This is a genomic window from Streptomyces sp. NPDC001970 (assembly GCF_053594115.1).
In genome coordinates this window covers 1-22,918 of the sequence record NZ_JBSFDW010000031.1, presented here as the reverse complement: position 1 = coordinate 22,918, position 22,918 = coordinate 1, and the positions used below count along the sequence as shown (strand labels likewise).

Below are 22,918 nucleotides of genomic sequence, written 5' to 3'. Positions count from 1 at the left end.
ACCCCATCGGCCGGGGCCACCTCGATCACAGGGAGAAGGACCATGAAGCTGCTGCGTGTCGGTACGGCGGGCTCGGAGCGTCCGGCGCTGCTCGACCAGGACGGGACGACCCTTCGCGACCTGTCCGGGCTGGTGGCGGACATCGACGGCGACCTGCTGGCCGACGAGGCCGCGCTGGGCCGGATCCGGGCGGCGGCCGATGCCGGCGAGCTGCCCGTGATCGACGGGAGCGGGCTGCGCATCGGCCCGCCGCTGGCGCGCATCGGCAAGGTCGTGTGCATCGGGCTGAACTACCACGATCACGCGGCCGAGACCGGTGCCGCGACCCCGACCGAGCCGGTCGTCTTCTTCAAGGCCGCCGACACGGTCGTCGGCCCGGACGACACCGTGCTCGTACCGCGCAAGAGCGTGAAGACGGACTGGGAGGTCGAGCTCGCGGTGGTCATCGGACGTACCGCGCGTTACCTGGAGTCGGCGGAGGAGGCGCTCGCGCACGTCGCGGGCTACGCGGTGGCGCACGACGTGTCGGAGCGCGAGTTCCAGATCGAGCGCGGCGGTACGTGGGACAAGGGCAAGAACTGCGAGACGTTCAATCCGCTGGGCCCCTGGCTGGTGACGCGGGACGAGGTGCCCGACCCGCAGGCACTGTCGCTGAAGCTCTGGGTCAACGGCGAGCTGAAGCAGAACGGCTCGACCGCCGACCAGATCTTCCCGGTGGCCGAAGTGGTGCGGTACGTCAGCCAGTTCATGACCCTGTACCCGGGCGACGTCATCAACACCGGTACGCCGGCGGGCGTGGCGCTGGGGCAGCCGGAGCCCAAGCCGTTCCTGCGGGCAGGGGATGTCGTCGAGCTGGAGATCGCGGGGCTCGGGCGGCAGCGGCAGGAGCTCAAGGACGCGTAGCGCTCAGGCAGGGCTCGCGCAGCCGGCCCTCGCGCAGAGCTCACGCGGAGCCGGTGCGAAGGCTCCTGGCGAACGCTCCAGGCGAGTTACGTGAGCGAGGCCGCGGAGGGGGTGCGGGGGATTCACCCCCTCCGCGGGGTCAGGCGGACATGAGGCGCGTCAGCGCCTCGACCACCATCGCGTGGTCCTCGGCCTGAGGAAGGCCGGAGACCGTGACCGTGCCGATGACGCCTGCGCCCTTGACGCGGATCGGGAAGGATCCGCCGTGGGCCGCGTACCGGTCGGGATCGAGGCGGGACGACTCCTCGAACGTCGTCCCCTTGGCGCGGAACCGGCTGCCGACGAGGAGCGAGCTCTCGCCGTAGCGCTCGACGACGCGGCGCTTGCGGTCGATCCAGGCGTCGTTGTCGGCCGACGAGCCCGGCAGCGCGGAGTGGAACAGCTGCTGTGCGCCCCGCCGGATGTCGATCGCGACCGGCGCGTGACGCTCGCGCGCCAGCTCGACGAGCATCGAGCCGAGTGCCCAGGCGTCGCTGTACGTGAACTGACGCAGCGTCAGCTGCCGTTCCTGAACTTCGAGTTCCGCGATGTCCGGGGTGATGGGGGTGGCGCTCATGAGCCGAGCTCCACCGTGATGCCCTCGTGCGCGGAGCGGCGCGCCGCCTCCAGGACGTCCAGGGCGGCGGCGGCCTCGTGGGCCGTGACCGGGGGCGGCGTGCCGTCGCGGAGGGCGGCGGCGATCGCCGCGTAGTACGCCGGGTAGTCGCCCGGCAGGGTCCTGACCGGGCGCCCGCCGCCCGTGAGCGGCGACTCTCCCGAGCCGATCCGGCCCCACAGGGACTCCGGCTCCTCGCCCCAGCCGGCGTCGCCAGGGGACGGGCGCTTGCCGTCGCGCAGGGCGGCTTCCTGGGGGTCGAGGCCGTACTTGACGTAGCCGGCGGCCGAGCCGAGGACTCGGAAGCGGGGGCCGAGCTGGGCCGTGGTCGCGCTCACGTACAGGTGCGAGCGGACGCCGTTCGCGTGGGTGAGGGCGATGAAGGTGTCGTCGTCGGTCTCGGCGTCGGGGCGGCGTACGTCGGACTCCGCGTACACCCGGACCGCCGGGCCGAAGAGGAACAGGGCCTGGTCGACGACGTGGCTGCCCAGGTCGTAGAGCAGGCCGCCGATCTCCTCCGGGGCGCCGGACTCGCGCCAGCCGCCCTTGAGCTGGGGGCGCCAGCGCTCGAAGCGCGACTCGAAGCGCTGGACCTCGCCGAGCTCGCCGTCCGCGACGAGGGCCTGGAGGGTGAGGAAGTCGTTGTCCCAGCGGCGGTTCTGGAAGACCGAGAGGAGCAGGCCGCGCTCCTCGGCGAGGGCCGCAAGGGCGCGTGCCTCCGCGGCCGTGCCCGCGATCGGCTTGTCCACGACCACCGGAAGACCGGCCTCCAGGGCGGCGGTCGCGACCGGGACGTGGGTCTTGTTCGGCGACGCGATCACGATCAGGTCGAGCTCGTCCGCGCGCGTCCAGAGCTCGTCGGGCGTGGCGACGAACCGGACGTCGGGGAACTCGGCGCGGGCCTGCTTCTGGCGCTCCTCGTTCGACGTCACGATCGTGTCGAGGACGAGGCCCTCGGTCGAGGAGATCAGCGGGGCGTGGAAGACCGAGCCCGCCAGGCCGTAGCCGACGAGTCCGACACGCAGGGGGGAGGCGGTACCAGTCACACCTCTACTTAAGCAACGCTGTTGCCAAAGGGCAAGCGGGGAGCACAATGGGAAGAGTGAGGGTGAACAGGGCCAGGGCGATCGGTGCACCGGGAGAGGACGCGGGTGCGGGCTCCTCCGTGGGCGGAGGGCCGGGCGTCAATCTCCCCTTGCTGCGCAACCACAACTCCGCGCTGGTGCTCGATCTGCTGCGCACGGCGGGGGAGGACGGCATCAGCCGGCTCGAGCTCGCCGACCGCACGGGCCTCACCCCGCAGGCCGTCAGCAAGATCACGGCCCGGCTCCGGGACGAGGGGCTGGCCGCGGAGGCCGGACGCCGCGCCTCGACCGGAGGCAAACCGCGCACGGTGCTCCGCCTGGTGCGTGCGGCGGCGTACGCGGTGGGGGTGCAGCTGGACCGCGACGAGATGACGGCGGTCCTGCTGGACCTGGCCGGCACGCGCGTCGCCACCCGCGTGGTCCCCTTGGACCTCGGCGCTGGCCCGGACGTCGTGACCGGGCAGGCGACGCAGCAGGTGCAGACCCTGCTGGCCGACTGCCTGGCCGAGCCGTGGGGCGTGGCCAAAAAACCAGCCGAGGAAGCGGTGGACGCCGGCGGTCTGCGGAGCGAAGCAGAAGCAGAAGCGGAACCGGGGGCGCTGGTGCTCGGGGTCGGGGTGGCCATGCCCGGGCCGCTCGACCATGTGGCCGGGGTGCCCTACCGCGTCACCGGGTATCCGGAGTGGGACGGGTACCGGCTGCGGGACAAGCTGGCCGCCCGGCTCGGGCTCCCGGTCGTGCTCGACAAGGACACCAACGCCGCCGCCCTCGGCCTCGTCCTGCGCGGGACGGGCGGTTCCTTCGCGTATCTGCACCTCGGGACGGGGATAGGCGCGGGACTCGTGCTCGACGGGGAGCTGTACCGGGGGTCGCGGACGGGCGCCGGGGAGTTCGGTCACCAGATCGTCCAGCTCGACGGACCTCCCTGCGACTGCGGCAAACGCGGATGCATCGAGGCGCTGTGCCTGGCCGCCGTCGACCGGGGCGACCTCGCCGAGGCCGCGCGGGTGCTCGGGGTCGGTGTGGCGAACCTGGTCGAGCTGCTCGACATCGAGCAGGTGCTGCTCGGTGGACGTGTTGTCGCCGCGGCCGAGTCGGAGTTCATACGAGGGGTGCGATCCGTGCTCGTCTCGCGCACCCGGGCGCGGGTCGGGCCCGCGGCGGGCGGTGCGTACCGGGTCGCGGAGGGTGCGGCCCAGCTGGTGCTCGCGCCGGTGTTCGGGCGGGCGGAGGCGTCGTACGCGTCCCCGCCGCCGCTGGGATCGAGCCGCACAGTGCCCGGTCACGGCGACGTGCCCTGACCGCCGCGCACGGTGGCGCCCGCGAGCCTTGACGGCCGCCCACCGTGGCCGTGGCGGCCACGTGCCCTGAACGGCCGCGCACGGTGGCGCCCGCGAGCCCTGACGGCCGCGCACCGCGGCGCCCCGGCGCCTCAACAGCCGCGTCTCCTCACACCGCGCCCAGTCTCGCAGGCCTGATCGCGACGGGCGCGCCCAATCCCGCGCGGGTGAAAGTGCGCCGACAGGAGGGACGTATTGCGGCTGTTCGGCCGTACGCGCAGGTGCCCGCCCCGGCCGGCGGTTTTGATGGAGGCAGGGTGGGCGTCGGCGTAGACCGGGGCGACCCTCACTGCGGACCGCGAGCAGAAAAGGCCCCTTACGTATGCGCAACGCCCTCGCCCTTTCGTTCGCCGCGGCCGTGATCGCCTCCCTCGTCCTCGCCGGCCCCGCGCCCGCGGCCCACGGCGCTGAACCGCCGCAGCTGCCCGTCTGCGGTGACGTACGCGCCACGGACTTCCCCATCGCCACCAGGATCCAGGGCGGCCCGGCCGCGTACCGGGCGGGTTCCGGGGCCGCGGAGTTCTCCGTCGAGCTGGTCAACACCACGGCAGAGCCCTGCCGGAACATCCATCCGGTCGTCGTGCTCATCGGCCGGGACCATGTCCTCACCCCCACCAGGATCCGGATGGAGTTCTACGACGCGGTGAGCAGGACGTGGCGGCCGGTGGCCTTCGAGCGGACCGACCGGGGCGAGGCGGTCGGTGCCTTCGGCGGGGCGCATTCACGCGACGGTGGATTCGCCGGCTTCACCGTCCCCGGCCGCGCCAGCGTCACCATCCCCGTCCGCCTCGGCTTCCCCGCCGCCGACACGCTCGCCGACTCCGTCGTCGCCAACGCCGCCGTCGTCCAGCGCCGTGGCGCAGACGGCGACTGGGTCGGGCAGTCCGGCGACTACGCCTTCAGCCTGCTCGCCTCCGAGGAGCAGGAGCGGCTGTACGAGTCCGTGCCCGACACCGAGGAGCTCGCCCCGACCGGTACGCAGTACGGCATCGGCGTCGCCGTCGCCTTCGGCGCGCTCTTCGCCGCCGGGCTCCTGCTCCTCGCGGGCGCTCGCGGACTCGGCTCCGGCCGCCGCTGACCTGGCCGTTCACCCGCGTCTGGGACCATCCCCCGGTGGACCACCCGAACTACCCGAGCGATCAGGCTCCCGGCGCGCCTGTCCGTTCCGGCATCCCCGAGCACGGCCGTATTCCCAAGTACTACGCGGTCAAGGCCCAAGTGGCCGCGTTGATAGACGAGTTGGGCGAGGGCGGGCTGCTGCCCACCGAGCGCGATCTCGCCGTACGGTTCGAAGTGTCGCGCGAGACCGTGCGCCAGGCGCTGCGCGAGCTCCTCCTCGAGGGCCGGCTGCGGCGGCAGGGCAGGGGCACCGTCGTCGCGGGCCCCAAGCTGGAACAGCCGCTGTCGCTCGCGAGCTACACCGAGGGCGTGCGGCGTCAGGGCCGTACACCCGGCCGTAACCTCATATCCCTCGATCGTTTCCCGTGCCCGCCTCGGCTCGCGGAGGAGACCGGGCTGGAGCGGGGTGAGCCCGTCTGGCACATGGAGCGGGTGCTGCTCGCGGACGAGGAGCGGGTGGGGCTGGAGAGCACGTACGTGTCCGTGGCGCGCGTTCCGAGGCTCGACAGCGACTTCGACCCCGACTCCTCGTTCTACGCGTACCTGCGGGACCGGCTCGGGATCGAGTTCGGCGACGCGGACGAGCGCATCGAGACGGTGCTGGCGACGCCGCGGGAGGCGCTGCTCGTCGGGACTCCGCCGGCGCTGCCGATGCTGCTGATCCACCGTGTCTCGCGGGACACGGCGAAGCGGCCGCTGGAGCGGGTGCGGACGCTGTACCGGGGGGACCGCTTCAGCTTCTCGACGCATCTGGTGGGCGGGGCCTAGCTTCCCGGGTTCCCGTCCGTGGCGCCCCCGCGTCCAGTAACGCAAGACCGTTCAGTAACGCAAGACCGTTGTCGATATCACGGAACGATAACGGGTCTAGTCCAACCTTGATGGCCCGTTCACCGTCCCGTAGCCGACCGGCCCCCGACGGGTCACCGGTCACGACCACCGTGACGGGCATGCGAGTCATCGTCGTAGGAGCCGGCGTGGTGGGAACCATGCACGCCTGGCAAGCAGTGGAGCGCGGCCACGAGGTCGTACAGATCGAGCGGGAAGCCGAAGCGCGCGGGGCCAGCCTGCGGAACTTCGGGCAGATATGGGTCAGCGGCCGCGCCGGTGGCGAGGAGCTGGAGACGGCGCTGCGGGCGCGGGAGCTGTGGGAGGCCATCGGTGACCGGGTCCCCGAGCTCGGGTTCCGGGCCATCGGTTCGCTGACGCCCGTACGCAACGATCTCGAGCTCGCCGTCGCCGAGGCGGCCGTCGCCCGGCCGGACGCCGCCGCCCGCGGCTACAAGCTGGTCACCGCCGACGAGGCGCGCGCCATCAACCCGGCCCTGCGCGGTGAGTTCGTGTCGGCCCTGTACTGCGAACGGGACGCGGCCGTGGAGCCCCGCACGGCACAGCTCGCGCTGCGCAAGGCCCTGCTGGCGTCAGGCCGTTACACCTTCCTCCCCGGCCGCGAGGTCCGCGAGGTCGTCGGCCCCGGGAAGAACGGACGCAGCGCTGTGCGCGACGACCACGGCGATGTGCACAGCGGCGACGCCGTCGTCCTGTGCACCGGCGCCTGGCTGGGCGGACTCGTCCGCGAGCTCGCCCCCGACCTCCCCGTACGCCGCGTGCGCCTCCAGATGGCGCAGACCGACCCGCTCGGCGAGCCGCTCACCACCTCCGTCGCCGACGCCGACTCCTTCCGCTACTACCCGGCGTACGCCTCGGACGCGCTCGACGCCCTCAACGCCGGGCAGGCGCAGCAGCCCACGGCCGCCGAGCACAAGATGCAGCTGCTGATGGTGCAGCGCCGCGACGGCGGGCTGACCATCGGCGACACCCACGAGTACGAGCACCCCTTCGCCTTCGACACCCTCGAAGACCCCTTCGAGCACCTCACGCAGGTCATCGAGGGCTTCCTGGGCCGGCCGCTGCCGAAGATCCGCCGCCGCTGGGCCGGGGTGTACGCGCAGTGCACCGACACCTCCCGCGTCGTCCACCGCGGGCAGGTGCGCGACGGCGTGTGGCTGGTGACCGGACCCGGCGGACGCGGTATGACCTGCTCTCCCGCCATTGCCGAGACAACCGCGGACGAACTGGGCTGGTGACAACGATGACCCGACTGAACCTTGTCGTCCTGGACATGGCCGGTACCACCGTCGCCGACGGCGGCCTCGTCGAGCAGGCCTTCGCCAGGGCCGCCGAACGCCTCGGCACGGAACCCGAGTCGATGCCGGCCATGCTCGACCACGTACGCGCCACCATGGGCGAGTCCAAGATCTCCGTCTTCCGCCACCTCTTCGGCGACGAGGCCAGGGCCCAGGCGGCCAACAAGGCCTTCGAGGAGGCGTACGGCGAACTCGTCGGCGGCGGCCGCATCGCCGAGATCCCCGGCGCGCGTGCCGCAGTCGAGCAACTCCGGGAGCAGGGCAGGACCGTCGTCCTCACCACCGGCTTCGCCCGCGTCACCCAGGACGCGATCCTCGACGCGCTCGGCTGGCAGGACCTGGTCCCGCTCACCCTCTGCCCGGCCGACGCGGGCGGGCGCGGACGCCCGTACCCGGACATGGTGCTCGCCGCGTTCCTGCGTACGGGCGCGGTCGGCGGCGTGCAGCAGATCGCGGTCGCCGGCGACACCTCGTACGACATGCTGAGCGGCGTGCGCTCCGGCGCGCGCGTGGTCGCGGGCGTGCTCACCGGCGCCCACGACAGGACGCAGCTGACCGCCCATGGCGCGACGCACGTCCTCGGCTCGGTCGCCGAGCTGCCGGAGCTGCTGGCGCGGGAGGACATATGACCAGCGGCATCCGCTTCGACCGTGTCTCCGTCGCCTACGGCGGCACCACCGTCCTCGACGGCCTCGACCTGACCGTCGAACCCGGCGAGGTCATGGCCCTCCTCGGCCCCTCGGGCTCCGGCAAGACCACCGCCCTGCGCGCGGTCGCCGGGTTCGTACGGCCCGTCTCGGGGCGGGTGTTCATCGGCGACCGCGACATCACCGCGCTGCCGCCGCACCGGCGCGGCATCGGCATGGTCGTCCAGCAGTACGCCCTCTTCCCGCACCTGCGCGTCGAGGACAACGTGGCCTTCGGGCTGAAGGCGCAGAAGGCCCCGAAGAGCGAGATCCCCGGCCGGGTCGCCGAGGCGCTGGAGATGACCGGTATGGCGGCCTACGCCAAGCGGTATCCGCGCGAGCTCTCCGGCGGGCAGCAGCAGCGCGTCGCGATCGCCCGCGCCCTCGCGATCCGGCCGAAGGTGCTGCTGCTCGACGAGCCGCTCTCCGCGCTCGACGCGCAGCTGCGGTCGGGGATGCTGGCCGAACTGGCACGGCTGCACCGCGAACTGCCGGACGTGTCCATCCTGTACGTCACCCACGACCAGGTCGAGGCGCTCACCCTCGCCGACCGGATCGCGGTCATGGACAAGGCCCGCCTCCAGGACTGCGGCACACCGCAGGACCTGTACCGGCGCCCGCGCACGGAGTTCACGGCGTCGTTCGTCGGCAACGCGAACCTGCTGCCGGTGACGGTCGGTTCGGACACGGTGTCCTTCGCGGGCACGGAGCTGAAGGTGCCGACGGGGGCCGCCGCGCCCGGCGCGATCGCGACCCTGTGCGTACGGCCGCACCTCGTCGGGCTCGGCGAAGGGCCGAACGCGCTGCGGGGGAGGATCGCGGAGGTGCAGTGGCGGGGGGCGACGCATCGGCTGTACGTGGACGTCGACGGGCACCGGGTCAAGGCGGACCTGCGGGAGCTGCGGGAGACGCCGGCACTGGGGGACGAGGTCACGGTGCACTTCGCGCCGGAGGACGCGGTACTGCTCGGCGCGGGGGTGACCGATGGGTAGCCCCGGTGGACGTCTCGCGGAAGGCCCGCCGGTACCGGGGAGTGTGCCCACCCTCCCCCACAGCCCTTCGGACATGGGAGGTGCCCCCACCGTCCCGGCGGCACGAATGCCCTCGACCCCGCGCTGGGTATGGGCCCTTCCCCCCGTCGCCGTGCTGGGCGTGATGTTCCTCTACCCCCTCGGTCTGGTCGTCCAGGAGTCCCTCGCGCCCGGCGCGTACGCCGGCGTCTTCGGCTCGCAGGCCTTCCGCGAGGCGCTCACCACCACCGTGTGGCTGGCGGTCGGGGCGACCGCCGGGTGTCTCGTGCTCGGGTTCACGCTCGCGCTGATCATCGCGTTCGTGCCGTTCCCCGGCGGCAAGGGGGTCGCCAAGTTCGTCGACGTGTTCCTGTCCTTCCCGTCGTTCCTGATCACGCTGGCGCTGCTGTTCATCTACGGCACCGTCGGCATGGCCAACGGCCTGTGGACGGACGTCACGGGGGCGTCGAGCGGCCCGTTCCACTTCCTGACGACGCCCTGGGGCGTGCTCCTCGCGGAGATCACGTACTTCACGCCCTTCGTGATGCGCCCGCTGCTCGCCGCGTTCTCGCAGCTCGACACGGCACAGCTGGAGGTCGCCTCCTCACTGGGTGCGCGGCCCGCCCGGATCATCCGGCAGGTGATCCTGCCCGAGGCCGTCCCCGCGCTCGCCGCCGGCGGCAGCCTCGTGCTGGTCATGTGCCTCAACGAGTTCGGCATCGTGCTCTTCACCGGCGCCAAGGGCGTCACGACGCTCCCGATGCTCGTCTACAGCAAGGCGATCCTCGAGTCCGACTACGCGGCCGCATGCGTCGTCGCCGTCGTCAACATCGCGATCTCCGTGGGGCTGTACGGGATCTACCGGGTGGTGAGCCGCCGTGTTGGTGCATAGCCGTACGGGCAGGTGGGCCACCTGGGTCCTGTTCCTCGCCCTCTTCCTGCCGCTCTTCGCGGTGCCGCTCCTCGTCATCGTCGCAGCGTCGCTCGCGACCAACTGGTCGGGGGCGTTCCCCTCCGGACCGACCGCCGAGCACTACACGGCCGCCGTCCGCGGGGAGTCGCTCCAGGCCCTGACCACCAGCCTCGTCACGGCGGTGACGGCCAGCGTGCTCGCGCTCGCCATCGGCACCTGGGCCGCCCTCGCCGCCGCATCCCTGGGCAGGCGTGGACGCCGCGTCCTCGACGCACTGTTCATGCTGCCGGTCGCCGTACCGTCCGTGGTCGTCGGCCTCGCCGTACTCGTCGCCTTCTCGCAGCCGCCGATGCTCCTCAACGGCACGCGGTGGATCGTGATCCTCGCGCACACCGTTCTTGTCACGGCGTTTGCCCACCAGTCGGTTTCGGCGGCCATCCTGCGTCTCGACCCGATGTACGAGCAGGCGGCGGCCGGCCTCGGCGCCCGCCCCTCGTACGTCCTGTGGCGAGTGAAGCTGCCTCTGCTGCTGCCGTCGCTCAACGCGGCCGCGGGGCTCTGCTTCGCCCTGTCCATGGGTGAGCTGAGCGCCACGATGATGCTCTACCCGCCGGACTGGATGCCGCTGCCGGTGCTGATCTTCACCGCCACCGACCGTGGCTCCCTCTTCACCGGCTCCGCCGTCGCCGTGGTCCTCATGGCCACGACGCTGCTCGTCCTGCTCGCCGTGTCCCGAATCCGTACCAGGGCCTCCTACCGCTGATCAGGTAGGCCCCGGCCCAGGTTCAGGCCCTGGCCCTGGCCCTGGTTCAGATCCGGACCCAGACCCAGGTAATCCCGCGTGTTCCTCTTCTTCCACAAGGAGTTGTCCGTCGCCATGCGTCGCCACATCAGCACGATCGCCGCCCTCACCGGCAGCCTCGCCCTCGCCGCCACCCTCACCGCCTGCGGAGGCGACTCCGCCGCCTCCGACGAGAAGGTCGTCACCGTCTACAGCGCCGACGGCCTCAAGGGCGAGAACGGCGACGGCTGGTACGACCAGGTCTTCAAGGACTTCGAGAAGGAGACCGGTATCAAGGTCAAGTACGTCGAGGGCGGCTCCGGCGAGATGGTGCAGCGCGCCGCCCGCGAGAAGAGCAACACGCAGGCCGACGTGCTCGTCACCCTTCCGCCGTTCATCCAGCAGGCCGACTCCAAGGGGCTGCTCCAGGCGTACGAGCCGGCCGGCTCCGACAAGGTCAACGGCGCCGACAAGTCCGGCGACGGCAAGTGGACCTCGGTCGTCAACAACTACTTCGGATTCATCTACAACAAGAAGGAGATGAAGGAGGCCCCGCAGACCTGGGAGGAGCTCCTCGACGGCAGGTTCAAGGACAAGCTCCAGTACTCCACCCCGGGTGTCGCGGGCGACGGGACCGCCGTCGTCATCAAGGCGATGCACGACTTCGGCGGCGAGGAGCCGGCGATGGCGTACCTCAAGAAGCTCCAGGACAACAACGTCGGCCCGTCCTCCTCCACCTCCAAGCTCGCCCCCAAGGTCGACAAGGGCGAGATCCTCGTCGCCAACGGCGACGTCCAGATGAACTTCGCCCAGTCCAGGTCCATGCCGAACCTCGGCATCTGGTTCCCGGCGAAGCAGGGTGGCAGGCCCACCACGTTCGCCCTCCCCTACGCCGCGGGCCTCGTCAACGGCGCCCCCCACACCGAGAACGGCCAGAAGCTCCTCGACCACCTGCTGAGCGAGAAGGCCCAGAAGCAGGTCAGCGAGATCGGCGGCGGCTTCTCCGCGCGCAGCGACGTGAAGGCCACCGACGCCAACGCGATCGAGCTGTCGAAGATCCTGGACGGCGTCCAGGTCTTCGAGCCGGACTGGAAGGACATCGACACGAACCTCCAGAAGTACGTCGACTCCTGGAAGACCGCGACCGGCAGCTGAAGGCAACGGGGCCAGCCCGCAGGCCCCGGCCTGCAACCCCACGCCCGCGGGGGGTCAAGATCACAGCTTCCTGATTAGGCTGGGGGGCGTCGGCACATCGTCGTGGCGGCGCCCCACCAGCACCTCCGCACACCGCAGGAGTCCGCTTCATGGCAGAGCGCAAGCCGATCGAATCCTGGCTCACCGACATGGACGGTGTTCTCATCCATGAAGGCGTCCCGATCCCGGGCGCCGACTCCTTCATCAAGAAGCTCCGCGAGACCGGGAAGCCCTTCCTGGTTCTCACGAACAACTCCATCTACACCCCCCGTGACCTGCACGCCCGCCTCGCCCGCATGGGCCTGGACGTGCCGGTCGAGAACATCTGGACGTCCGCGCTGGCCACCGCCAAGTTCCTGGACGACCAGCGCCCCGGCGGCACGGCGTACGTCATCGGTGAGGCCGGGCTGACCACCGCCCTGCACGACATCGGGTACGTCCTCACCGACCACGATCCCGACTACGTGGTGCTCGGCGAGACCCGTACGTACAGCTTCGAGGCGCTGACGAAGGCGATCCGGCTGATCAACGCGGGGGCGCGCTTCATCGGCACCAACCCGGACGAGACCGGCCCGTCCGCCGAGGGTCCGCTGCCCGCCACGGGCTCGGTCGCCGCCCTGATCACCAAGGCCACCGGCAAGGACCCCTACTTCGTGGGCAAGCCGAACCCGCTGATGATGAGGGCCGGGCTGAACGCGATCGGGGCGCATTCGGAGACCAGCGCGATGATCGGCGACCGGATGGACACCGATGTCCTGGCCGGGCTTGAGGCGGGCATGGAGACGTTCCTGGTGCTGACGGGCCTGACGGCACCGAAGGACGTGGACCGGTTCCCGTTCCGCCCGTCGTGGATCGTCGACTCGATCGCGGACCTGGTCGACCGGATCTGACCTGGCCGGGTCCGACCGTCTCCACCTGTCTCCGAGCCCTCTCCGGGCCGCTCTGAGCTCTCCGAACTGTCTCTGAGCCGTCCGTGGTGACCCATCCGGGTCTCCTGGAGATGCGGAAACGGGCAAACCGCGTGAATCTTCTGATACCAGGAGGTTCACAATGCGTTCTGTTCCGATTGCTCTCCGTGTGGTGGGGGCGGCCGCCGGTGTCCTGATGCTGGCACCGTCTGCAGGGCTTGCGTACGCCGAGGAAGGCGGCCAGGCCAAGGCCACGGTCACCCCCACCTCCGCCAGACCGGGGGGTGAGGTGGAACTGCACGTCACCGGCTGCGTGGGCGCGACGGGCACCGCCAGATCCCTGGCGTTCGTCACCGACGCCCAGCTGTCCGGCGGCGTCGGCCCGCAGAGTTCGCTCTTCGGGGAGACGACGGTCAGATCCGGCGCCGACGCCGGTACGTACGACGTCAGTGTCACGTGCAACGGCAGCCCACTCACCCGGGTGGGCACGCTCACGGTCGCCCAGCAGGGCGCCGAGAGCAAGGCGGACGAGGGTGACAAGGACGAAAGCGGTAAGAAGGACGACGGTCACAAGGACGACGGTGGCAAGAGGGACGACGGTCACAAGGATGACGGTGGCAAGAGGGACGAGGGCGGTAAGAAGGACGACGGTCACAAGGACGACGGTGGCAAGAGGGACGACGGTGGCCACAAGGACGACGGTGGCCACAAGGACGACGGCGGCAAGAAGGACGACGGCGGCCACAAGCCGGACCAGGGCGACGAGGGCGACGACGGGGACGAGGACGAGGACGAGGACCAGCTGCAGACGCTGGACCCCGCCCCCGATCCTGAGGACACCCCCTTCGCCCCGGTGCGCGCCGGTGGCGGCGGTACCGCCACGTCCCTCGCCTCCGAGGAGGCCGAGCGGGCCGACCACCAGGGCCCCGGCACCCCCCACACCGTGATCGGGCTGGTCCTCGCGGGCGTGGCGGCGGTGGCCGTGGCGTTCCGGAGCGCACGGCGCCGCGTGGGCCCGGCGGACACGGACTGACCGCCGTGGATACCGGTGACGCAGGGCCCGGGAGCCGCACATCGGGCACCGGGAGGCTGCTCACGGGTGTGGCCTGGGCCGTGCTGTTGCTCGGCCTGTGGCTGTGGGGGCGCGAGGCGACCGAGGGCCCCGGCGGCAGCTCGGCACCCACGACCGGCGACGTTGCCGCGGTCGGCCGGCCTCTCGGCGTACCGCTGCCGCCGGCCCGTGACCCGCTGAAGCCCTCCCAGCCGAGCAAGGTGGAGATCCCCTCGATAGGGATCACGGCCCCCGTCGTCGCCCGCGGCCTGGACGCGACGGGCGCGGTCGACCCGCCGCCGTACGCCATGCCGCAGACCGTGGGCTGGTTCGGCACCGGCACCCTGCCCGGGACCGCGGGCGCGGCGCTCTTCGTCGGTCATGTCGACACCGAGACCGAGCCGGCTGTCTTCTACGGGCTCAGCGCGGCCCGTCCCGGCCAGAAGGTCCGGGTGACCCGCACCGACGGCTCGGTCGCCGAGTTCACGATCGACGATGTGCAGGTCTTCAGCAGGGACCGGTTCGACGCGCAGAAGGTGTACGGGGTCAGGCAGCCGGGCAGGGCGGAACTGAGGCTGATCACCTGCGGTGGGGACTACGACAGCGACTCGCGGTCGTACACGGCGAATGTGGTGGTCTCGGCGTATCTCACGGGCGCCCGCGGGATCTGAGAACATGGATTCGCCCGGTCTTGTCCGGGCGCGAGGCGCCTGGGGGGTGGCCTCGGCATCGTGCGACAGTGCACCAAGGGGGAGTGGATGTACGGCAGTTACGTCGGACGTGCCCGCCGGGGAGCGGCCGCCGCGGGGGCCGCTCTGCTGCTGGCGGGGTGTTCGTCCTCCGACGGCGACGGCGACGGCAGCGGCGGGGGCGGCGACAACCGGGCGTCGATCGCCCAGCAGCCGAAGGGGACGGACCCGTTCTGGGTCAACCCCGACGGGAAGGCCGCCCGGCAGGTCGCCTCGTATCTCGACGAAGGCGACGACAAGAAAGCCGAGCTGATCAGGAAGATCGCGGAGCAGCCGGTCGGCGAATGGATCGGCCCGGACAATCCGGAGGCTGAGGCGAAGGGATTCACGGAGGCCGCGCAGAAGGCCGACCGGGACGCCCTGCTCGTGCTGTACAACATCCCGCACCGCGACTGCGGGCAGTTCTCCAAGGGCGGCGCCGCCGACGGGAACGCGTACCGGGAATGGGTCGACAAGGTCGCCAAGGGAATCGGCGACCGGCGCGCCACGGTCGTCCTCGAGCCGGACGCCGTGCTCCACCTCGTGGACGGCTGCACACCGGACGAGTTCCACGAGGAGCGGTACGACCTGCTGAAGGGCGCCATCGAGCGGCTCAAGCAGCAGCCGGCCACCAAGGTCTACGTGGACGCCGGCAACGCGGGCTGGTCGCAGCCCGATTCCCTCTTCGAGCCGCTCCAGTGGGCGGGCATCGCGAAGGCCGACGGCTTCGCGGTCAACGTCTCCAACTTCCAGACGACCGAGGCCAGCGAGGACTTCGGCAAGCGGCTCTCCGCGAAGGTCGGGAACAAGCACTTCGTGATCGACACCAGCCGCAACGGCAACGGGCCGTACACGGAGGGCGATCCGAAGGAGAACTGGTGCAACCCGCCCGGGCGCGCGCTGGGTGAGCCGCCGACGACGAAGACGGGGGATCCGATCGTCGACGCGTATCTGTGGGTCAAGCGCCCGGGGGAGTCGGACGGCGACTGCAAGGGCGGGCCGAAGGCGGGGGACTGGTACCCGGAGTACGCGCTGGAGCTGGCGCGCAATACGAAGTAGGCGGGCGGGGGTTTCCTTCCCCCGCCCCACCCCGCCCCTTCCCGGTCCGGGGCAAGGCCCCGGACCCCGGAATGTGCCCGGTACCGCCCCAGGGGCTCGCGCGTGCGTCCTCGATCACCGGACGGGCTGGGACCGAGCCCCCTGCCACCCCCTACGGCACCTCCACCCACACACCCTCGGACGGCGTGCCCTTGTCGTCCGTGACGAAGAGCATGTACCAGCCGGACGGCACCAGGGACCGGTTCCTGGGGACCGTCACCTCGAAACCGTCCGCCGTCTTCGTCATCTTCAGCGCGATCGACCGCTGGTCGACATCGGTGACGTGCGTCACCGCACTCGGCCGCATCAGCTTCGCCGTCGCGAGCTTCGCCGCCTGCGGGCTCAGATACGTGCCCGACTCACCGCGCTCGATGCGCTTGGGGCCGCCGCTGATCCCGGGCCGGGCGTCCCGGTACAGGTATGGCGGCGTGTAGATCTCGATGCGCTGCTCGAAGACGCCCGGCTTGGTGTTGGCGTCGTCGGCGAAGAGCGAGTCGGAGCCGAAGATCATCACCCGTCCGTCGGGCAGCAGCACCGACCCCGAGTGGTAGTTGCGCCCCACCCGCGGGTCGGCCACCCGCTTGTACGCGCCCTTCTTCGGGTCGTACGTCCGCGCCTCCAGCACGTTGGAGCCGCTGCGCCCGCGGTAGTCCTCCGAGCCGCCGGTGACCAGCACGCCGTCGTCCGGCAGCAGCGAGGCGCTCGGATAGCGGGTGCCCTTGTCCAGCGAAGCGCCGTTCGTGAAACGGGGGTTGGGGTCCTTCAGGTCGACGAGCCGGGACTTCTCGCTGGACTTCTCGGACTCGCCGACCCCACCACCGCCGATGACCATGAACTTCTGGTCCTGCGCGGGCGGCAGCATGACCGTCGCCGAGGTCTCCAACTTGTCGGGGTCGCTCAGCCCCGGGATCTTCTGGAACTCGTCCGTCTCCAGATCCCAGATGCCGGGGTCACGGCCTACGTCGGCAGGTCCGTACCCGGCGTTGGAACCGGAGTAGAAGAGCTTTCCGTTGTCCATCAGGAAGATCGCCGGGTAGGTCGGGAAGCGCCGCTCGATGCCCGTGTACTCCCACGTCCTGGTCTCCGGATCGTAGATCTCGTCCTTGCCGGGCACGATCTGCCCGATCTCGTCGAGGCCGGAGAGGGAGAGGACCTTGCCGTCCTTGAGCGTCGTCAGGGTCGGGTACCAGCGGGCCTCGTTCATCGGGTCGACCTTGATGTACTTCTCGGCGACCGGGTCGAACTCGTAGGCTTCCTTGATGCCCTGGAAGTCCTTCTTGTCGAGGGCGAGCTTCTGCGCGATGCCGTAGACATTGCGGGTGTCGGAGCCCTTGAGGCCGTGCACCCGGTAGTTGTCCTCGGTGCCGGTCTCGTGCGCCTTGCCGGACTCCTCGGCCTCGACGTAGATCCGGCCGAGACCCGCCTCGGTGCGCAGGAACCTGCCGGTCGCCGGGTCGAAGACCTTCTTCGCGCGCTGGACCAGAACCGGGTCCTTGGAGACGAAGGTCTTGCCGTTCTTCTTGCCGGTGAACTTGGTGCCGGCGGGCAGCGTGATCGGCTTGTCCGGGTCCTCGTTGTGGACGATCATCAGGCCGCCGGCCTTGGTGACATCGCCCTTGAGCTTCTCGTACCGCTTGGTGCCGCCGGCGACCAGCAGCTTTCCGTCCGGCAACTGGGTGTGCCCGGCGCAGAACATGTCCTTGGGCGTGGGTATCAGCTTGAAGTCGTTCGTCTTCGGGTCCCACAGCACCGACTCGAACTTCTTCGCGTCGAAGTTCTTCTGGTTGTTGCCGGATCCGGCGATCAGCAGGACCTTGCCGGTGTGCAGCAGGGCGGCGTGGATCGTGTTGATCCGGTACTCGGACGGGACGTCGAGGAAGTCCCAGTGGCCGTTCGCCGCCTTGTACTCAGGCCGGTTGATCTTGTACTCGTGGTACTCGGCCGAGCCGTAGCGGTAGAGGGCGGGGCCGTTGAACCCGGCCACCACTGCCACCACCGCCACGCCGATCAGGATCCGCCGGGCCCGGTTCTTGCGGTAGTTCGGCCGGACGGGAAGTGCGCTCATTTCTTACGTCCCCCAAGGGCGATCTGCATGGTCTGGTCCGTGGGGGCCCACTGCGGCTTCTGCTGGGGCTCGTGCGCGCCGGCCGGCGGCTGCGGGCCCTGCGGACCGTGCGTACCGTCTCCGGCGGGCGGCTGCGTCGTGCGCTTCTTCTTCTCCACGCGGACGGCGTGGCGCCAGGCGAAGATGGGCGCCGCCGTGATCAGCAGGGCGAGTCCGGCCCAGGTGATCATTGCGGGGTGGTCGTGCCCGAACCAGAACGAGGACGCGAGCGAGCCGCCGAAGACCAGGATGAAGAACAGGTGGATCCGGAACGTGCCGAAGAGGGTGTCGGGGCTGGACGAGTCGCCCTTGGGGGTCACGACGAACTTGCTCTTGCGGCGCAGTACGGCGTCCATGAGGGAGCGCGCGTAGATGGGCGCGGAGAGCGCGGACATCACCATGCCGGCGAGGCCGCCGGAGCCCTCCGGCTCGTGCGGCGAGACGTTGTGGCGGCGGTTCCAGATGTAGAGGCCGATCTGGAGTGCCGAGGCGTTGCCGTACAGCATCATCCAGATCGCCGGGTCGATCTGCACACCCGAGGCGCCCATGCCCAGGAACAGGGCGCAGCTCAGCGCGGCCAGGATCCAGTTGAGGGCGGACATCGGGTAGAAGATGATCATCATCGTGTAGTTGAAGAGCTTGCCGGGCGGCAGCGTCCCGAAGCCCCTCCAGTACTGCTTGAGGATCGTCTCGTACGTCCCCCGCGACCAACGCAGCTGCTGGGTGAAGAAGTCGGTCCAGGCGCTCGGACCCTCGCCGACGGCCAGCACGTCCGGGGTGTACACGGAGCGCCACTTGTTGCCGGTCCCGGGATTGCGGGCGCGGTGCATCTCGAAGCCCGTCGCCATGTCCTCGGTGATCGAGTCGTACAGCCCGCCGATCTGTTTGATCGCCTTGATCCGGACGGCGTTGGAGGTGCCGACGAACATGGGGGCGCCGTAGCGGTTGCCCGCGCGCTGGATCAGGGCGTGGAAGAGGAACTGCTGGGACTCGGCGGCCTTGGTGACGAAGGTGTCGTAGTTGCCGTAGACCTGCGGGCCGATGACGAAGCCGACGTCGGGGTCGCGGAAGTAACCGAGCATCCGCTCCAGGTAGTTGGGCAGCGGCACGTGGTCGGTGTCGACGGACGCGAAGAAGTCGTAGTTCCCGCCGTGGGCTTCCAGCCAGGCGTTGTAGTTGCCGTGCTTGGTCTTGGCCCGGTGGGCTCCCTTCGCCTGGTTCCACTTGGCTATGCCCTTGCGGGAGAAGTGGTGGACACCGAGGCGTGCGCAGACCTCCTTCACGGCCGGGTCGTCGCCCTCGTCGAGCAGCCACACGTGCATCAGCCCGCGGTGACGGATCTTGACCGCGGCCTCGAGGGTCTTCGTCACCATCTCCAGGGGCTCCTTGCCCGGCACGAAGGAGGTGAGGAAGGCGACCCGGGTGCCGTGCTCCGGCACGACGGGGACGGGGTCACGGGCGACGAGGGTCGCGTGCGCGTTGGACAGCACGTTCATCGTCCGGAAGAGCTCGATCAGGCCGATCGAGACGAGCATGACGATGTCGAGCCACAGGAGCAGGTCGTTGTTGAGGTTCGGGTCCCGCTCGGTCCAGTGCTGAGGCTGCATGAGCCAGGCGAACAGGCCCAGTGAGACCAGCGGCGCGGCGCCCAGGAGCAGCGCGGCCCGGACGCGGTGCGGCTCCTGCGAGAGCAGTGAGCGGTACTGCACCTTGTACGGCTTCGACGGGTCGGGCTGGGTGAGGGGGCCGGCGAGCCGGCTGTAGTGCTCGTAGTCGTACCGCGGTAGCGCCGTCTTCTTCGGGCGCAACCGGGACCCGCCCGCTCGGAGCTGCGGGGGAACCCGAAGCTGAGTGGTCCGGGACGGGTCGTCGTCCTGCTGCCGGGCGCCGGTCGGCGTCGCCGTCATGAGTCATCCCCCCGCACGCCTGCTGGCTGCGTGATCGTTCGGTCTTCGCCCGGACCGCGGTCCCCCTCGACCAGCCGTTCCGGACGTGTCAATGGCAGGCCACCGTCCCTGTAGACATGAGGTGGCGACCTTCCGGTTGCATGATGCCCGTCAGGGACATCGGTTCGCGAACAGGGTCCCCACCCTGCGGTCGAAGCAACCGGACATCCTCCTCGAAGTGCCCCCAAGTGGTAACTTTTTGAGTCCGCCGCCCTCGTGGGGGCTGCGGACTCCAGGACAGGTTCTCGGAGCGGGGCCGTGATCGCAAGAGCGACCGAGGGTCACGGTCCGGCGGTGCCCGGAATGCGCACACCTCGGCCGAGATGCCGGATTCCCTTGGGGGAGGGGTCGGATGGGCCCGTCGAAACGACCGGCGCCGACCGTGACCCGCCGTGGCGCAAAGCGTTGAACCTACGGGTCGTGGTGCAGCGGCAGGTGCGGCTGGAGGACTCAACGTCCAACGCTCTCGGACGAACCGTCCGAACGCATTGGACGCTAGCCTGCCTGGCGCCTCACTGCAAGTCATTGACGAGAGTTTTGGCCGACCGACGTGTCAGAAGGAAGAATCCACCGCGTGGCCAACGCACTGCAGGATTTGGTGAAGAGCCGGCTGGAGCAGCAGGGCTGGTCCTACGGTGACGTGGCCCGGCGCGGCGGTATCCCGCGTTCCACCGTGCATCATCTGGCCACCGTCGAGCGAGTGACCCGCATGCCGCAACAGGCCACCCTCGAAGGCCTTGCCAGAGGGCTGGAGCTGCCCCTGGACGCGGTGCGCAGGGCCGCCGCCGAAGCCTGCGGGATCCACCTGTACTTCGAGGAGCCGGCCGACACCGCCGCCGACCCCGAGGTCGCCACCCTCATCGCCAGCGTCCAGCGACTGTCCGTGGCCGACCGCCGACACGTCGCCGCGCTGGTCGAATCCCTTCTGCGCGGCACCCCCGACGCCGGTCCCCATGACCACTCCTGATCGGTGGACGTCCGTCACGGACGGACACCGTCGCCTGATGTGCCGTGCCCGGAGCTCGGCCGGCGGCGTCATATACCCATGAAGATGGGGGATTTCAGGGCGGCGGTGCCCATGCCACATCCAGTGATGCATGTCCTGGCGAAGTAGCAGATCAGACAAGAAATAGGCCTGATTGGGGCTATCCTCTCCCCCGCGGGTGGGTGAACCGCTCGAAACCTCCGTGAGAGGGGGGTACGTGCTTGTCGTCCCAGGTGCGCTCGCGACCGCCGTCGTCCGCGACAGGACGGGAGAGCAGGTGGTGCTGCTCTCCGGCGAACTCCCCTCGGCCCTCACTCCGTCCGGTGTGAACGAGCTGCTGAATCTGGCCGCCGCCGTGCTCGACACGGAGGAGTTGGAGCTCTTTCGCAGCTGCCTGGCGGCACTGCGGTGCGGCGAAAAACTCCAGGAGAGCCGTATCGAGGTGAGCGGAGCCGTGCTGACCATCTACCGCAGTTGACCGCGGGACGGCAGAGGGCTCCCGGGAGGGAGCTGCTCCCGGGAGCCCTTACAAGGAGCAATACCGGATCAGGCCGGATCAGGCCGGATCACTGGATCAGAAGCGGTGGCTGCACCCCCACCAGTACCCGGCGTGGCTGCGGTGGCTTCCGTTGTACCAGTGCGCCCTGTGCGTGCCGCGGCGGTCCCAGCGGTCCCAGCGGTCCCGGCGGTCGCGGCAGTCATCGGCCCGCCGATTCCACTGGCGTTCCCAGGAGTTGTGCCGGTGGCGCCGTTGGCCGTAATCGCTGCACCGGTCGTCGTAGTCGCGGATGCTGTGCGCAGTCACGGATGAATGGGCCGGGGCGGCCATGGCCGTGCCCGCCATGGGAATGACGGCCGCTGTTACGGCCAGCGCCGCCGTCGCAACGGCGCGTGCGAATGTTCTCACCACGTTTCTCCTCAGTTCGATGGATTTCTTGTGGCCCTCCGGACATTACTCGGAACCCGTACTCGATTCATTCGCCAAATCGGCCCTGGAGGGCTTATCGGCGCACGGCCAGATCTTGTTCCGGCGACCTCTGAAACCTGCCCTGAGCTTTGCGTCGTGAGGATTTCAGGCCTTGTGGGACGGCGCCGGGGAAACACTCGCCAGGGTGACTCAACTGTGGTGTGTTGGGGGCCGGTTGCGGCCTTCGGTGAATTTGCGCAAAAGACTTCCGATGTGCACCGTGTTATGCGTTGATGAATTCACTTTCGGTGCCATTTACATGGGGCCGGCCTGCTGAAAGTCCCGGCATCGAACGATATTCCGCCCCGTGTTCTGCGCAGTCGGTTCCTGTCGTCAGCTGCGGTAGATGGTCAGCACGGCTCCGCTCACCTCGATACGGCTCTCCTGGAGTTTTTCGCCGCACCGCAGTGCCGCCAGGCAGCTGCGAAAGAGCTCCAACTCCTCCGTGTCGAGCACGGCGGATGCCAGATTCAGCAGCTCGTTCACACCGGACGGAGTGAGGGCCGAGGGGAGTTCGCCGGAGAGCAGCACCACCGGCTCTCCCGTCCTGTCGCGGACGACGGCGGTCGCAGAGGCTCCTGGGACGACAAGCACGTGCACCCCTCTCGCGGAGGCTTCGGGCGGTCCACCCGCCTCGAGCCACGAGAGAATAGCCATCGGGGGCCCCGGCGTTGCTGGTGGGAATGCGCCGGATTGGGCCGATCGGGTGAGGTTGCACGCGAGTCGGCGTCTGCCGCGACCCCGCCCGCCACCTCTCTCACCTGCCGCTTCCGTGGATGTGTGGCGTATCCGGTGATGAGCGAGATGTCCGAGTCGCTTGTCCGGAGTGGTCCGGCGCCCTACTGTCCAATCTCGTCAGACAGATCGTCCGGCGTGGATGGACGCATTCGGGATCGGATGCCGCCCGTCCATGCCCTTCGTGCAAAGGACCCCACCATGCTTGGCATGCGAGAGCTGGACGCCGAGGCCGCCGCGGAGCTGCTGCCCGGTCGCGAGGCCCTGGGCCGGCTCCGGTTCAGCTTCACCAGGACCACGAACGTGAGCGAGCGCGTCGCCTACGTCAGCGCCCACAACGAGTCGCTCGCGGCCAACGTCTGCTCCCCGGACGCCATCGCGGCCTCCGAGGCCGGCCAGTCCATCAGCGTCAGCCAGTAAGCGGCGCTTCGTTCCGAGAAGGGTTTCACCGTGAACAACGATCAACTCGATGCCGAGGCCGCCGCGGAGCTGCTGCCCGGTCGCGAGGCCCTGGGCCGGCTCCGGTTCAGCTTCACCAGGACCACGAACGTGAGCGAGCGCGTCGC

General features: G+C 70.0%; 23 protein-coding genes. 17 read left to right on the top strand and 6 right to left on the bottom strand.

Translation table 11 applies throughout. The features are described 5' to 3' along the window. Positions 1 to 42: 42 nt before the first annotated feature. Positions 43 to 903, top strand: coding sequence for a fumarylacetoacetate hydrolase family protein (locus ACWCP0_RS30415; protein WP_451081972.1), 861 nt, complete (start codon positions 43 to 45; stop codon positions 901 to 903). A gap of 139 nt (positions 904 to 1,042) precedes the next feature. Here ACWCP0_RS30415 and ACWCP0_RS30410 read toward each other — a convergent pair whose 3' ends face one another. Next, positions 1,043 to 1,519, bottom strand: a complete 477-nt coding sequence (locus ACWCP0_RS30410; protein ID WP_451081971.1) for a heme-degrading domain-containing protein — start codon at positions 1,517 to 1,519, stop codon at positions 1,043 to 1,045. Beyond that, the gene (locus tag ACWCP0_RS30405) at positions 1,516 to 2,604 is read right to left on the bottom strand and encodes a Gfo/Idh/MocA family protein (protein ID WP_451081970.1); all 1,089 of its coding nucleotides are present in this window, start codon (positions 2,602 to 2,604) and stop codon (positions 1,516 to 1,518) included. Before ACWCP0_RS30405 ends, ACWCP0_RS30410 begins: the two co-directional genes overlap by 4 nt. A gap of 47 nt (positions 2,605 to 2,651) precedes the next feature. Between ACWCP0_RS30405 and ACWCP0_RS30400 the strand changes: the two genes are divergently transcribed. From ACWCP0_RS30400 to ACWCP0_RS30340, 13 genes are all read left to right on the top strand, one after another. Then, a complete protein-coding gene (locus tag ACWCP0_RS30400; RefSeq protein WP_451081969.1) occupies positions 2,652 to 3,944 on the top strand; it encodes an ROK family transcriptional regulator in 1,293 nt (430 codons plus the stop codon). A gap of 361 nt (positions 3,945 to 4,305) precedes the next feature. Then, on the top strand, positions 4,306 to 5,061 hold the full coding sequence (locus tag ACWCP0_RS30395) for a hypothetical protein (RefSeq protein WP_451081968.1): 756 nt from the start codon (positions 4,306 to 4,308) through the stop codon (positions 5,059 to 5,061). A gap of 35 nt (positions 5,062 to 5,096) precedes the next feature. Then, positions 5,097 to 5,870 (top strand): GntR family transcriptional regulator, encoded by a 774-nt coding sequence (locus ACWCP0_RS30390; protein WP_451081967.1) that lies wholly within the window; start codon positions 5,097 to 5,099, stop codon positions 5,868 to 5,870. 179 nt (positions 5,871 to 6,049) lie between these two features. Beyond that, positions 6,050 to 7,186 (top strand): TIGR03364 family FAD-dependent oxidoreductase, encoded by a 1,137-nt coding sequence (locus ACWCP0_RS30385; protein ID WP_451081966.1) that lies wholly within the window; start codon positions 6,050 to 6,052, stop codon positions 7,184 to 7,186. A gap of 5 nt (positions 7,187 to 7,191) precedes the next feature. Continuing rightward, the gene (locus tag ACWCP0_RS30380) at positions 7,192 to 7,875 is read left to right on the top strand and encodes a phosphonatase-like hydrolase (protein ID WP_451081965.1); all 684 of its coding nucleotides are present in this window, start codon (positions 7,192 to 7,194) and stop codon (positions 7,873 to 7,875) included. Next, the gene (locus ACWCP0_RS30375) at positions 7,872 to 8,924 is read left to right on the top strand and encodes an ABC transporter ATP-binding protein (RefSeq protein WP_451081964.1); all 1,053 of its coding nucleotides are present in this window, start codon (positions 7,872 to 7,874) and stop codon (positions 8,922 to 8,924) included. The genes ACWCP0_RS30380 and ACWCP0_RS30375 overlap by 4 nt, the downstream gene beginning before the upstream one ends. A 73-nt stretch (positions 8,925 to 8,997) precedes the next feature. Next, complete coding sequence (locus ACWCP0_RS30370) at positions 8,998 to 9,834, top strand: 2-aminoethylphosphonate ABC transporter permease subunit (RefSeq protein ID WP_451081963.1); 837 nt, start codon at positions 8,998 to 9,000, stop codon at positions 9,832 to 9,834. Continuing rightward, positions 9,821 to 10,618, top strand: a complete 798-nt coding sequence (locus tag ACWCP0_RS30365; RefSeq protein WP_451081962.1) for an ABC transporter permease — start codon at positions 9,821 to 9,823, stop codon at positions 10,616 to 10,618. Before ACWCP0_RS30370 ends, ACWCP0_RS30365 begins: the two co-directional genes overlap by 14 nt. Before the next feature lie 114 nt (positions 10,619 to 10,732). Further along, positions 10,733 to 11,791 (top strand): 2-aminoethylphosphonate ABC transporter substrate-binding protein, encoded by a 1,059-nt coding sequence (locus ACWCP0_RS30360; protein ID WP_451082056.1) that lies wholly within the window; start codon positions 10,733 to 10,735, stop codon positions 11,789 to 11,791. A gap of 149 nt (positions 11,792 to 11,940) precedes the next feature. Further along, entirely contained in the window at positions 11,941 to 12,720 is a 780-nt protein-coding gene (locus ACWCP0_RS30355) for an HAD-IIA family hydrolase (RefSeq protein WP_451081961.1), read from the top strand. Between the two features lie 160 nt (positions 12,721 to 12,880). Further along, on the top strand, positions 12,881 to 13,771 hold the full coding sequence (locus ACWCP0_RS30350; RefSeq protein WP_451081960.1) for a hypothetical protein: 891 nt from the start codon (positions 12,881 to 12,883) through the stop codon (positions 13,769 to 13,771). Between the two features lie 5 nt (positions 13,772 to 13,776). Continuing rightward, positions 13,777 to 14,460, top strand: a complete 684-nt coding sequence (locus ACWCP0_RS30345; RefSeq protein ID WP_451081959.1) for a class F sortase — start codon at positions 13,777 to 13,779, stop codon at positions 14,458 to 14,460. Between the two features lie 87 nt (positions 14,461 to 14,547). Further along, the gene (locus ACWCP0_RS30340; RefSeq protein WP_451082055.1) at positions 14,548 to 15,576 is read left to right on the top strand and encodes a glycoside hydrolase family 6 protein; all 1,029 of its coding nucleotides are present in this window, start codon (positions 14,548 to 14,550) and stop codon (positions 15,574 to 15,576) included. Between the two features lie 151 nt (positions 15,577 to 15,727). Here ACWCP0_RS30340 and ACWCP0_RS30335 read toward each other — a convergent pair whose 3' ends face one another. Both ACWCP0_RS30335 and ACWCP0_RS30330 read right to left on the bottom strand, forming a co-directional pair. Continuing rightward, the gene (locus ACWCP0_RS30335) at positions 15,728 to 17,680 is read right to left on the bottom strand and encodes a galactose oxidase-like domain-containing protein (protein ID WP_451081958.1); all 1,953 of its coding nucleotides are present in this window, start codon (positions 17,678 to 17,680) and stop codon (positions 15,728 to 15,730) included. Beyond that, the gene (locus tag ACWCP0_RS30330; RefSeq protein WP_451081957.1) at positions 17,677 to 19,626 is read right to left on the bottom strand and encodes a glycosyltransferase family 2 protein; all 1,950 of its coding nucleotides are present in this window, start codon (positions 19,624 to 19,626) and stop codon (positions 17,677 to 17,679) included. The genes ACWCP0_RS30335 and ACWCP0_RS30330 overlap by 4 nt, the downstream gene beginning before the upstream one ends. Positions 19,627 to 20,239: 613 nt before the next feature. On the opposite strand from ACWCP0_RS30330, the gene ACWCP0_RS30325 reads away from it, so the two are divergent. Together ACWCP0_RS30325 and ACWCP0_RS30320 are read left to right on the top strand one after the other, a co-directional pair. Next, entirely contained in the window at positions 20,240 to 20,632 is a 393-nt protein-coding gene (locus ACWCP0_RS30325) for a helix-turn-helix domain-containing protein (RefSeq protein WP_451081956.1), read from the top strand. A gap of 235 nt (positions 20,633 to 20,867) precedes the next feature. Further along, positions 20,868 to 21,128 (top strand): hypothetical protein, encoded by a 261-nt coding sequence (locus tag ACWCP0_RS30320; RefSeq protein WP_451081955.1) that lies wholly within the window; start codon positions 20,868 to 20,870, stop codon positions 21,126 to 21,128. Between the two features lie 96 nt (positions 21,129 to 21,224). Here ACWCP0_RS30320 and ACWCP0_RS30315 read toward each other — a convergent pair whose 3' ends face one another. Then, entirely contained in the window at positions 21,225 to 21,557 is a 333-nt protein-coding gene (locus ACWCP0_RS30315) for a hypothetical protein (RefSeq protein WP_451081954.1), read from the bottom strand. 393 nt (positions 21,558 to 21,950) lie between these two features. Then, positions 21,951 to 22,211 carry a hypothetical protein gene (locus tag ACWCP0_RS30310; RefSeq protein WP_451081953.1) on the bottom strand — a complete coding sequence of 87 codons (261 nt, stop codon included), beginning with the start codon at positions 22,209 to 22,211 and terminating at the stop codon, positions 21,951 to 21,953. A gap of 351 nt (positions 22,212 to 22,562) precedes the next feature. Between ACWCP0_RS30310 and ACWCP0_RS30305 the strand changes: the two genes are divergently transcribed. Then, entirely contained in the window at positions 22,563 to 22,772 is a 210-nt protein-coding gene (locus tag ACWCP0_RS30305; RefSeq protein WP_451082054.1) for a hypothetical protein, read from the top strand. Positions 22,773 to 22,918: the final 146 nt, after the last annotated feature.